Source organism: Helicobacter sp. 13S00401-1, from assembly GCF_002272925.1.
Classification (GTDB): Bacteria; Campylobacterota; Campylobacteria; order Campylobacterales; family Helicobacteraceae; genus Helicobacter_I.
In genome coordinates, this window is sequence record NZ_MLAR01000004.1 from 42808 (window position 1) to 54525 (window position 11718).

Sequence of the window (11718 nt, forward strand, 5' to 3'; positions counted from 1 at the left end):
TGAAGAGTAATGAAAAAAATAGATTCTTTAAACTTAGTGCCTTTCATAGATATCATGCTAGTTTTACTAGTTATAGTCCTAACATCAGCTAGTTTTGTTAACCACCCAAAAGTCTCTTTAAACGTACCAAAAGTTGATGCAAAAGCTAGCTCTAGTGCTACAAGTAATGATAAAAGCTTTACTATCTCTATAGATAAAAAAGGCAAGATTTATGCTAATGATAAAGAAGTAGATGTTAGTGCTTTAAAAGATGCTCTTTCTAGCTTAGATAAAAACACTAACATTATCTTAAACACAGATAAAGATGGCAGTGTAGAAAACTTCATGCAAGTAGTTAGCGTGCTTAAAGACTTAGAGCTTAGTAAAGTTTATGTCTCAGTGGATGATAAATAATGGAATCTAAAATTAATAAAAAAGTAGAGCTTTTATCTCCTGCAGGAAATCTTACTAAGTTAAAAATCGCCATTAGCTACGGTGCAGATACAGTTTATGGAGGAGTAAGTCACTTCTCACTTAGAAATAGAGCTACAAAAGATTTCACACTTGAAAGCTTTAAAGAAGGCATAGACTACGCCCATGCACGCGGTAAAAAAGTTTATGTAACGCTAAATGGCTTTCCTTTTAACTCCCAGCTTGAGCTTTTAAAAAAGCACATTATAGAGATGGCCTCTCTTAGTCCAGATGCTTTTATCATAGCAGCACCTGGTGTTGTAAGACTAGCTAAAAAGCTAGCCCCAGAGGTTCCTATACACCTTTCAACCCAAGCTAATGTCTTAAATGTCCTAGATGCTGAAGTCTTTTACGAGCTAGGAGTTAAGCGCATAGTTGCAGCGCGTGAGATAAGCCTAAAAGACTGCATGGAGATAAAAAAGGCCTTGCCAGATTTGGAGATAGAGATCTTTGTGCATGGCTCTATGTGTTATGCTTTTTCAGGGCGCTGTTTAATCTCTAGCCTTCAAAGTGGACGCGTGCCAAACCGCGGAAGCTGTGCTAATGACTGCAGGTTTGATTATGAATACTATGTTAGAAATCCTGATAATGGCGTTATGATGCGTCTTCATGAAGAAGAAGGAGTTGGCACTCATATCTTTAACTCTAAGGACTTAAATCTTAGTGCTCATATAAAAGAGATCCTTGATAGTGGCGCAATTGATGCTTTAAAGATAGAAGGAAGGACAAAAAGTGAGTACTACGCAGGTATCACTACTAGGACTTATAGAAAAGCCATTGATGACTACTATAAAGGATTCCAAGATATTAGAAGTTATGAAAATGAGCTTTTAACGCTTAAAAATCGCGGCTTTACTGATGGCTATATCATAAAGCGTCCTTTTGAAAAAAGTGACACTCAAAATGTGCAAACTGCTATAAGTGAAGGCAGCTTTCAAGTAGTAGCCCAAGTTAGTGAAGATGGTGAGTTTTGCCTTTGTAAAGATAAGATATTTAAAAATGAAAGCTATGAAGTAGTTTCTCCAAAGGGTGATATAAAAAGTATAAGTTTTTCTAAGATAGAGCTAGAAAATGGCAAAGAAGTAGAAGAAATCCATAGTGGCAATGTAAACAGGATAAGACTACCTTTTAAGTTAGAAGGTTTTAGTTTTTTAAGAAAAAAGCTAAGTTAGTTTTCTTCTCGCCTAGCTTTTTTATTTTTTGCTTTTTTGCCTTTAACCCACATGTTTATTTTGCATGCTAGCTTGCTTTAGCATAAGAGTTTATAGCATTTAGATTCTAAGTTTTATCTATGTTAAAACTTTAAAAAGCAAAAACTTTAGACCTTGTTTAGTGCCTTGTTTTATTATCGTTACAAAATGTTTATACGTTAATAAATCTTTACTTTTTTATCCTTCAAAATCCCTCTGTTTTCCACTACAATAAAACTTAATGCTATCAGATAGATATATTTAAGGATGTTTTATGAAAAAAGAGAAATCTTTACTAGTTTTACTAGGTGTAGGTGTGGTTTCAAGTTTGTTTTTTAGCTCTGCAGTTTATGCTAAAAGTGGAGTTTTTGTAGGGATTAATGCAGGCTTGCCTATAACTAGCACTGATTATGAGCTTAAGCCTAATTATCAACATTTTAAAGACCAACTGCCTACTTCTGGTATAGGCTATAGTTTAGGCGCTGAGATAGGATATAAGCAGGAGTTAAGTAAAAGATTTGGTGTGAGAGTTTATGCAAGTTATAACTTTTCTCAAAGCTATGGCAAAAAGAAAAGCTCTGAAACTGACCCACTTTTACCTTTAGCCGTAGCTTTTGCTAATAAGCTTGATAGCACAGGGACTTTAGGCACTCTTACTAGTTCAGGACTAGAATCTAAATCAAGTGTTAAAACAGATACAAACCTAAATGCTACTTTAACTAACCACCTAGCAGCTGCTAATATAGACTTTACTTTTAATGCCACTAGATATCTAGGCTTTTTCCTAGGTATGGGTATAGGGGCTGACTTTTATAGTGGGGCTTATCAGTATGATGCCCACGCTACTCCTAGTGTATTTTTAACATCTTTGGGACAAACAGGTTTAGCTGCTTTTGCAAGTGCATATCCTCAGTTAAAAACGCTGCAAGAACCAAGTGAACATAAAGGATCTATAAATGGTGCTACAGCAGTAGGACTAGCCTTGCCATTAAATGTCGGTGTGAACTTAGATCTTGGCTCTTCAACCATCAGTCTAGGAGCTAAGATCCCCCTTCTTGCTACCACTATGAATATACAAGGTCCAAGTGATCAAAGTGAAGATAATAGTCCTTCTACTAGCTATGGAGCTATTAACCTAAAAAACTACATCTTACAAGCAGGTTATAGCTATACATTTTAGAAGATAGTTTGTAAAGACTATTTTTAGGTGGATGTATTTTTACCCTCCTAAGTAGTCTTTGATCCTAAAGTAAGCATACTCTATATCTCTTTGTAAGAGTGTATAAATGTTAAAAAGCTTATTTATAGAATCTAGAAGCTATCTAGATTCTATCTTTCTTGCATAGATTATCACACGCCTTGTTCATCTATAGTGGTGATATTAGCTAGGATGTAAGCTTTTATTAAAAGTTACCTATCTATATGTGCTTATCTTAGTACTCACTAAAGTACTTTTGTATCTTTTTAGGATCGCTAGTTTTAGTAAGGGCTACTTGAAGCAAGACTCTAGCTTTTTGTACATTTAAATCATCACTAGTTAAAAAGCCATACTTATCATCATTTACTTCTTCATTACGCACTACATAGCCACTTCCAGTTCTACTTCCTCTAACTACTATAACGCCTTTTTTAACAGCTTCTGCTAGGGCTTTTAGCACGCTTGGGTAAGGATTCCCATCGCCCATGCCAGCTAGCACTATGGCTTTAGCGCCATTTTTAATAGCTAGGTTTACAAAGTCTGGCGTGTCATTAGGGTGAGCATAGATGATATCAACACGAGGGAGAGAGGAGATATCTTCTATATTAAACCCACTTTTATAGGTGTTTTTCCTAGTTGATTCCATGTAGTATTTCACATGACCATAATAGACCATGCCAAGTTTGCCAGCATTAGGCGAGGCGAAAGTATTAACTGAAGTTGTATCAGTTTTAGTGACTTCTCTAGCAGCATGAATCTCATCGTTCATAACTACTAATACACCTTTGCCAATACTTTGTTTACTAGCTGCTACGCTTACTGCGTTATATAAGTTAAGTGCGCCATCACTACTCATAGATGTAGCACTTCTCATAGCGCCAACTAAAACTATAGGTTTTTTAGTTTTTACTACTAGATCTAAAAAGTACGCAGTTTCTTCCATAGTATCAGTACCATGAGTTATAACTACTCCATCAACATCTTTTTGTTTTAAGAGGGTATCTACGCGCCTAGCTAACTTTAGCCAAACTTCATCGTTCATATCTTGAGAGCCTATGTTTGAGACTTGCTCTCCTTTAATGTTTGCTATGTTTTTTAACTCAGGTACTGCTTCTAAAAGTTTATCTACTCCTACAACTCCTGCAGTATAAGAAGAGTTAGTAGCACTATTACTACTTCCAGCTATAGTGCCCCCAGTAGCTAGTATGACTATATTAGGTTTAGCAAGCATGACGCCAAGGCTTAGGGCTAGTGCCATTAATATCCTTTTAAACAAATTAGATCCTTTTAATGTAGAATGTTTAATTTTACAAAAAAACAATCACTAGCTACATAAGTTTTATAAGAGATTTTAAGTTTATATGTTTAGATTCTATATTTTAATACTTTCTTTTTTTATCCTGCTTATTTTTTTTGTGATTTTTGTCAGTACGAAACGGGCGAGAGTAGTGCTATCGCCTAATAACACAACGTGTTATGTCATTGCGAGGAGACATGGAATATGTCGACATGGCAATCCATATATTCTGTCTTTTTCGTTTTTTGTGATAGCAAAAACCTAAAGACGAGAATGCCTTTGGCAGTGTGATTTTTAATTTCCTAGCTTTTGTATATTTATGAGATTTAATAATATAAGAATAAAAACTTTTATTAAAGTTTATTAAGTTGACATAACTTTTATTTTAAACCTTCTTGTAATCTAACATCTTTTCTACTATCTCTTCTGCGCCTTCACTTTTTATAAGACCTTGAAGTCCTTCTGAAACCTCTTTTAAAGGGAAGTTAAAGATCTCTTCTAAGATAGAATCTTCACTTTTTTCTGCTAACTCACTTTCTGTGTAAAGTAAGGCTAGATTTTTAGATTCCAAAAACTTAGCATTAAAAAACTGGTGATTTTTAGCAGCATAGGGGTAGGGGACAAAGAGGGCAGGGAGACCATTTGCACTTAACTCCCAAAGAGTGCTTGCCCCACTTCTACTTATAGCAAAGTCACTACTTGCCATCAAATCTGGCATATCACTCCTAAAGTCAAAAACTTCAGCCTTTATACCTAAGTCGCTATAGGCATCTTTTATCTTTTCATACTCAAGTTTGCCAGTTTGATGAAGTATTTTTATGCCTTTAGAATCTAGTAAGGGCGCTAGGCGTAAAGCAAGATTATTTATAGCCCTTGCGCCTTGAGAGCCCCCTAGGAAAAGGATAGTTTTTATATCTGTGCGCACTCTTGCGCTTTGGAAAAACTCGACTTTAACTGGATAGCTAGTTTCTATCAAATCTGGAACATTTAAAGGAAAGCTTGAAAAGATTCTAAGTGCTTTTTTAGCTAAGACGCCATTAGCTTGACCTAAGATAGAGTTTTGTTCGTGTAAAAAAAGTGGGCACTTATACATAAAAGCGCCAAAACTAGCAGGAGCGCTACTAAAGCCACCAACACTTATAACGTGAGTTACATTTTCTTTTTTTAGAATCTTTCTTGCCCTTAGGCTAGCTTTTAAGATAAAAAGCAAGTTTAAAAGCTTTATGATGATATTTCTACCAACTACAGGTTTGGAATCTAAAAAGTAAGCCTTGCTAAAAAGCCTATTATCTTTAGAGCCCTCTCCAAACCAGGCCCTATCTTGGCCTATAGTTGAGCCTATATAAATGCACTTTATGCCTAGTCTTCTGCAAGCTAGGGCTAGGGCTTTAACTATGCTTAAATGCCCGCCAGTGCCTCCACCGGCTATGCAAATTTTTATATTATTTTTATCTTCTTTAGTCATATCATCTTCTAACTCTGCCATGCTTCTAGCCTTTCTTTTTTAAACTCTAAGAATCTAGATTCCATTATAGCTTTTCTAGCCTCTCTAACTAGATTTAGATAAAAGTAGAGATTATGGATGCTTGCAAGGCGGTGATAGGTTATCTCGTGGGCTTTAAAAAGGTGGTGAAGATAGGCGCGTGAGTAGTTTTTGCAAGTGTGGCAGTTGCAGTTTTCATCAAGTGGGAGGTGAGAAGTAGCATGCATGGCATTTTTGATATTTATCTTACCCTTGCTTGTAAAGATGCTTGCATTTCTTGCATTTCTTGTAGGCATAACACAATCAAACATATCAACCCCTCGCTCTATACCTTCTAGTATGTCTCTAGGCGTTCCAACTCCCATTAGATATCTAGCTTTGTTTTGTGGTAAAAACTCACAACTAAAATCAATAGTATTTACCATCTCAAGAAAGCCTTCCCCAACAGCTAGCCCACCTATAGCGTAGCCATCAAAGTCTAACTCTACTAAGTCTTTTGCGCTTTGTTTGCGTAAAGTGTAGTCTGTGCCTCCTTGCATGATTCCAAAGATATTATTAGTTTTAGCAAGGCCTAACTCTTTTTGAAGTTTGTGATACTCTATGCTTTCTTTTGCCCATCTTGTAGTGCGATTTATAGAATCTAAAACCTTATCTTTGCTAGCAGGCAGGCCTATAAGATGATCTAAAACCATCATGATGTCTGAGTTTAGCGCGTACTGTATATCTAAAACTTTGCTAGGTGTGAAAGTGTGGCTACTACCATCTATATGGCTTTTAAACTCTACTCCATGCTCTAAAACTTTTACATTTCCCCCTAGACTAAAGACTTGAAAGCCCCCGCTATCGCTTAGATAGTTGCCTTTAAAGTTTGCAAACTTATGCACGCCTCCAAAGTCTTTTAATATCTCTATCCCCGGACGCAAGTACATATGATAGGTGTTAGCTAAGATTAAGTTGCAGCTAAGATTTTCTACATCAGTGCTATCAAGGGACTTTATAACCCCTTGTGTGCCAACTGGCATAAAGATAGGTGTTTCAACCTCGCCATGACTTAAGTGAAGCACTCCAGCACGGGCTTTATTGTCTTGATGTTTTAGTGTAAAAAGCATTTTCTTACTCTTTTGTATTTAGTTATTAAAAAGCTAGATTCTAATAGAAGTTAGGGGTAATATGCAAATGATAACTAAGTGAGAAAATGGCTTTTTATATCCCACTTAGTAATGGCAAAAAAGGCAAAATATCATGTGCTGCTGACATATGATATTTGCCTTCAGTTATAAGGGCTATTTCTTTTTTACTCTTTAATGCTTAGTTCATCAACTATCTCTGCTACGCTTTTTATGCTTTTTATACTCCCTATACCTGTACCTAGTGAGATATAGCCTTTTTTAGAGTTATCTTCAAGCATGCCTATACGAAGACCTAGAGTACCGCCCATAGCTTCGCCTATAGCTTCATTACTAGCGCCTGCTTTATCCATAGCTAAAAGCTTTTCTGCAAGCTCTCCTGGAAGGGACCTATAGTAATCTGGCATAGTTCTAAAAAGTAGTAAATCAAGACCATTGCTAGCAACTATTTTTTCTTTGATGCTTAAAGGTACTGGGCTTTCTTTAGCACTTATAAAAACTGAACCAGCAAAAACTCCACTTGCACCAAGGGCGTGTGCAGCCTTAGCACTACGTCTATCAGTGATACCGCCAGCTGCTAGCAAAGGGATATTTTTAAGAGAATCTGCTATCAAAGGCACTATAGAAAAAGTTCCTAGTGCCTTAGCTGGCAAAGTGCCTCCTTCATCAAAGCCAGTAGCTACTATGATATCAGCGCCTGCAGATTCTGCAAGGATGGTATTTTTCGGACTAGGATTGATGTCACGATAGATGATTTTAATATCTTCTTTTTTTAGCCACTCAAACAAAGATGGTATCACTACATCCTCGCCATAACCTGTATAAACTACTACTTTTACTCCTTCTTCTTTTAGCACGTCTAATAAAGGCTCTGTCCATATATCATCTTTAGGTCTTGGTATGATATTAACTCCAAAGGGTTTGCTAGTTAAAGCCTTAGTTTTTCTTATCTCTTCGCGCATTTTATCTGCGGCATCTTTTGGAGAAGAAGCTGCAGTTTGTGCATTTAGCCCTGCACTTGGTCCCAGTACGCCTAAGCCTCCAGCATTACTTACGCTAGCAACTAAGTTTGCATTAGTAAGCCATGATAAAGGGCCTTGTATAACTGGTTTTTGTATGTTTAATATTTCACAGACTGGGTTAGTTTTCATTAATATAAGTTTCCTTTTTAAGTTTAAATACTAGCTTTAAGTCTAGAATATTTAAGGAAACTTTTTATATTTAAGGTCTTGCTTGCGGGGTTACCTTAAGGTTTAGTTAAGTTAACACCCATTTATAAGTTTAAAAAGTTAGAAAAATGTTACTAAAAAATGGATTTTTCTTTATCATGCACTAGGAATCTAATACATGATAAAAATTATAAATGCAAACTATTTTGCTAAATACATACTAGTAATAAGTAGTGATAAAAAGGCTATCTTAAGTAGTCAACTAGCGAGAGTTGATTGATCTTACTAGTTGAAGCAAGGACGGCATTATAGTTATTAGTTAGATTATTAAACTCATTATAAGTTTTAGCTATATCAGCACCTATAGTTTCTCCTTTTATAGCACTAACTTGAGTTTTTACCATCTCTTGTCTTTGTATGGCAGATTCAAAACTCCTTGAATGGGCACCATTTTTAGCAATGATTTTTTCTATATGATCACTTAGATGGTCTATTAAAGAGATGCTATTTTGTATGCCTCTATTTTCTAAGTCATCTGAGTAGTTAGATTTATTAAGTGAGCCTGGCCTATAGATACCTTTACTAACCGCTTCTATGGCTTCATCTAGCCCTTTGAAAAAGTTTATCTTAGGGTCATCTATAGTTAGGGCTGAGTTTGCATTAAGCCTAAGCATGGCTGAGTTTGCTTTTGTGGCTTTTTCACTAAAGTCGTTTTCATCACTATCTGATATGTTAAATCTCATCCTAGTAGTTGAGCGTGTCAAGTCTTTTATGTGCATCTTGCCATCAGTGTCTAAACTTACGTCTATATTTCTAGCAGAGTCTTTTAGTAAGTTTTCATAAGCTAGCTTGTTTTCTTGTGTTGGAGCTTTTATAATCTCTGCATTTTGTAAGTCTTTTGCACTAAGATTAGAGTAGTTAAGAGCTATACTCATGGCATCCATTAACTGTCTATAAGTTATATCATTAGCCTTAGTTATGGTTACTGCTGGTGGGGCATCTTTTGGATTAAAAATAGGTATGAGTAAAGGCGCTCCTCTATCTCTTGCATCTTCTCCATCCTTAGGAGGTAGTTCTAAAAAAGTACCTTGGTCACTAAAATGCAAGCTAGCTTCAACTTTTACGCCATTATGATCATGAAGCAGCATATTATAAGTTTTATTATTAAGTGAGCCAGTAGTTACATCTATAAGCTTAGAATCTTCAGTAGCAAGTTTTGAAGTACCAGCTATGTTTTGGGCTATATTTGCATCTAGTGAGCTTCCATTTAGCCTAAAACCACCTTCTACGTAGCTTGCGCCAAGTGGAGGAGAAAAGCCATTAACACTTTTCATATTTTTATCTAAAGATTCCATATTTATACTTAGTCCATGCTCACCATCAAATGGCCCATCAACACTATCTTTTAAGGTACTTTTTACATTTTTATCAAAGATGTTTATAACACCTTCATCTATCTCTACTTCTACTTTTCCACCAAAGTAGCGTTGTATCTCATCTGTAAGATCACCTAGTGTAGCACCTTTGACATCTACTATCAAAGGCTTTCTTTTCTCTCCACCTAGGGGGGCATTATTTATCTTGCCATCATCTGTATTTGGAGATGTGCCAGTGATCTTTATGTATCTTGTATCACTTGAGACTACATCTTCTAACTTAGTTAAACGCCCAGGCATGGAGTTATCTTTATTTATAAAGACATTAGGCAAGCTTACTAGGCGGTTATCATATTTATTATCAACACCACTTACCGTGCTTAGAGTATGGGTTGGTGTGATATTTTGCATATTATAGACTTTTATATGTGCACCAAGTTTTTCTAGCTGGTCTATATTATCTACATTTTTATCACTTGAGATCATGTGAAAGTCTAGGCTAGAGCTTCCATGTTGCAAGTCTTTTATCTCTATCTCGCCCCAGGCGTTAAGTTTTACTTCTACAGCTTTAGAAAGATTAGTATTGCCAAAGGCCTTACCTATCCTTTCTAGCAAATCCTTTACCTTAGTGGCTGAGTGTTGGTTGTTATAATCTAAGTCAAGTCCAAATTTTTCTTTAAATGCACTGCCATCACTTCTAACACCTCTTATATAAAAGTACTCCTTGTCATTATTAGTAGTGTTGGTGTCATTATCACCTATTAGATCTCTTAGGGTATCGCTTTCTTTTATAAAAACTTCTTTAGGCTCTGCTGTTTGATTATCAGCGTCCATCGTGCCAGGGTGTAAAAGTCTTTGATTATAAAGAGGCATATTAGTAGTTATCTTTCTAGACTTATCATTATCAGCACTTAGAAATAAGTCTTTACCAGTTATATTAAAAGGAACTTCGTTTTTAGAGCCAAGTAGGGCTTTTAACTCTTGATTATTCCCCCTATAAGTGCCATCATCATCAAAAGGTCTTTCATCTACTCTGCTTCCTCCAAAGATAAACTCTCCACCTATGGAAGTATTAGCCACGTTTATGATGTGGTTTCTTATGCTTTTAAGATCGTTTGCTAAGGCCTGTCTTGAAGTAGGCGTATGGACTTCATTAGCTGCATATAAAAGTTTAGTTTTAAAGTCATCCATAGACTTTGAGATATCACTTAAGGCTTGGTCTGTGTTTAAAGTAGCAGTGTGAGCGCTTTTTGCTACATCTATATTTTGACCTAGTGTTGTTTCATCATACTGAAGTTTAAGATTCTGATTAAAGATGCTTGAGTCTTGATATGGCTGTTGGATCTTCATGCCAGAGGCTATCTTTGCGTTAGTGTCATTTAGCTTTTCTGCGAGCGCGCTTTGATTATTTGCCATCTGATTATATTTAGTGCCAAATGTTACTCTCATCTGCATCCTGCCTTTATGTAGTACGTAAGTGAAAGCAAAATGCATTCCTTACTATATGGTTCTTAGCTTCACTTATATCGTCATTTAAAAGCTTGAAGTAAAAAGATCTTAAGTTAAAACTAGTTTAGATTAAGTTTTTTGCTTGTAACTAATGTTATAAATCTGGCTTCTTTTGAGATAAAATTAAAATCTTCATTTAAGACTTAGGATAGGCATGAATTATATAGATATAATTGTTTTAATAATCGTCATACTGCTTTCTTTGCGCGGTTTTATAAATGGCTTGATATATGAAATATTAAGTATTATAGGTTTAGTTTTAGGAGCCTATCTAGGCGCAACTTATGGTAGGGATGTTGGAATCTTATTTGATAAACATGCCTTGCATTTTACTTCGACTTTTGTGATTAACGCTATAGGTTTTGCCATAGTTTTTTTGGTTGTTTGGATAGTGTGTCTTTTTATAGGCATCTTTATATCCCGCTTTACTTTAGTTCCTAGTCTTAGCTTTTTAAATAAGATTCTAGGCTTTTTGTTTGGCTTAGTTAAAAACTTTATCATTCTTTCACTTATAGTATTTGGCATATCTTATACACCATTTTTTATGAACTTTGCCAAAAAAGCCCAAAAGGAATCTACTACTTTTGAGTTGATGATACAAACTGGTGGAGGTATACTAAGACATGCTTGGTTGATGGATGAGATGAAAAAAGTAGATCTTAAAAATGCTGCTAATATAAAAGATAGTGTTAATAGCGCTACAAAAGCCATACAAAACAAGCTTAATAAGACAGTACAAGACCTAGGAGGTCAAGGAAAAGATGCTATAAACAATGCAGTTAATACCAACTTAGATGAGGTCATAGATAAGGTTAAAGATAAGGTAGAAAATCCAAACTCTAATCTAATGGATACTAAAACAGATTCCAAACCTACTTCACCTAAGCCTATCTCAGAGGATAATAACTAAACTACAAAA

General features: G+C 35.6%; 9 protein-coding genes. 4 read left to right on the top strand and 5 right to left on the bottom strand.

Features of this window, described 5'->3' with window-relative positions:
* Positions 1–9 precede the first annotated feature (9 nt).
* From BKH43_RS03365 to BKH43_RS03375, 3 genes are all read left to right on the top strand, one after another.
* Positions 10–393, top strand: a complete 384-nt coding sequence (locus BKH43_RS03365; protein WP_095228569.1) for a biopolymer transporter ExbD — start codon at positions 10–12, stop codon at positions 391–393.
* Positions 393–1622 carry a U32 family peptidase C-terminal domain-containing protein gene (locus BKH43_RS03370; protein WP_095228571.1) on the top strand — a complete coding sequence of 410 codons (1230 nt, stop codon included), beginning with the start codon at positions 393–395 and terminating at the stop codon, positions 1620–1622. Before BKH43_RS03365 ends, BKH43_RS03370 begins: the two co-directional genes overlap by 1 nt.
* 292 nt (positions 1623–1914) lie before the next feature.
* Positions 1915–2820 carry an outer membrane beta-barrel protein gene (locus tag BKH43_RS03375; protein WP_095228573.1) on the top strand — a complete coding sequence of 302 codons (906 nt, stop codon included), beginning with the start codon at positions 1915–1917 and terminating at the stop codon, positions 2818–2820.
* Between the two features lie 253 nt (positions 2821–3073).
* Here the strand turns inward: BKH43_RS03375 and BKH43_RS03380 are convergent, their stop codons facing one another.
* From BKH43_RS03380 to flgL, 5 genes are all read right to left on the bottom strand, one after another.
* On the bottom strand, positions 3074–4096 hold the full coding sequence (locus tag BKH43_RS03380) for a type II asparaginase (protein WP_095228575.1): 1023 nt from the start codon (positions 4094–4096) through the stop codon (positions 3074–3076).
* Positions 4097–4520: 424 nt separating this feature from the next.
* Positions 4521–5621, bottom strand: a complete 1101-nt coding sequence (locus BKH43_RS03385) for a UDP-N-acetylglucosamine--N-acetylmuramyl-(pentapeptide) pyrophosphoryl-undecaprenol N-acetylglucosamine transferase (RefSeq protein WP_253248034.1) — start codon at positions 5619–5621, stop codon at positions 4521–4523.
* Positions 5609–6727 carry a tRNA guanosine(34) transglycosylase Tgt gene (gene tgt / locus BKH43_RS03390; RefSeq protein ID WP_095228577.1) on the bottom strand — a complete coding sequence of 373 codons (1119 nt, stop codon included), beginning with the start codon at positions 6725–6727 and terminating at the stop codon, positions 5609–5611. Before tgt ends, BKH43_RS03385 begins: the two co-directional genes overlap by 13 nt.
* 185 nt (positions 6728–6912) lie before the next feature.
* On the bottom strand, positions 6913–7896 hold the full coding sequence (locus tag BKH43_RS03395; protein ID WP_095228579.1) for a nitronate monooxygenase: 984 nt from the start codon (positions 7894–7896) through the stop codon (positions 6913–6915).
* 263 nt (positions 7897–8159) lie between these two features.
* Complete coding sequence (flgL, locus tag BKH43_RS03400; RefSeq protein WP_095228581.1) at positions 8160–10739, bottom strand: flagellar hook-associated protein FlgL; 2580 nt, start codon at positions 10737–10739, stop codon at positions 8160–8162.
* A 214-nt stretch (positions 10740–10953) separates the two neighbouring features.
* Here flgL and BKH43_RS03405 point away from each other — a divergent pair, with 214 nt between their 5' ends.
* A complete protein-coding gene (locus tag BKH43_RS03405) occupies positions 10954–11709 on the top strand; it encodes a CvpA family protein (RefSeq protein WP_095228583.1) in 756 nt (251 codons plus the stop codon).
* Positions 11710–11718 lie beyond the last annotated feature (9 nt).

Bases quoted from the DNA above. Each gene is read 5' to 3' on its own strand.
- BKH43_RS03380 (WP_095228575.1), bottom strand. From the start codon at position 4,096: ATGGCACTAGCCCTAAGCCTTGGCGTCATGCTTGCTAAACCTAATATA.
- BKH43_RS03395 (WP_095228579.1), bottom strand. From the start codon at position 7,896: ATGAAAACTAACCCAGTCTGTGAAATATTAAACATACAAAAACCAGTT.
- BKH43_RS03365 (WP_095228569.1), top strand. From the start codon at position 10: ATGAAAAAAATAGATTCTTTAAACTTAGTGCCTTTCATAGATATCATG.
- BKH43_RS03370 (WP_095228571.1), top strand. From the start codon at position 393: ATGGAATCTAAAATTAATAAAAAAGTAGAGCTTTTATCTCCTGCAGGA.
- BKH43_RS03385 (WP_253248034.1), bottom strand. From the start codon at position 5,621: ATGGCAGAGTTAGAAGATGATATGACTAAAGAAGATAAAAATAATATA.
- flgL (WP_095228581.1), bottom strand. From the start codon at position 10,739: ATGAGAGTAACATTTGGCACTAAATATAATCAGATGGCAAATAATCAA.
- tgt (WP_095228577.1), bottom strand. From the start codon at position 6,727: ATGCTTTTTACACTAAAACATCAAGACAATAAAGCCCGTGCTGGAGTG.
- BKH43_RS03375 (WP_095228573.1), top strand. From the start codon at position 1,915: ATGAAAAAAGAGAAATCTTTACTAGTTTTACTAGGTGTAGGTGTGGTT.
- BKH43_RS03405 (WP_095228583.1), top strand. From the start codon at position 10,954: ATGAATTATATAGATATAATTGTTTTAATAATCGTCATACTGCTTTCT.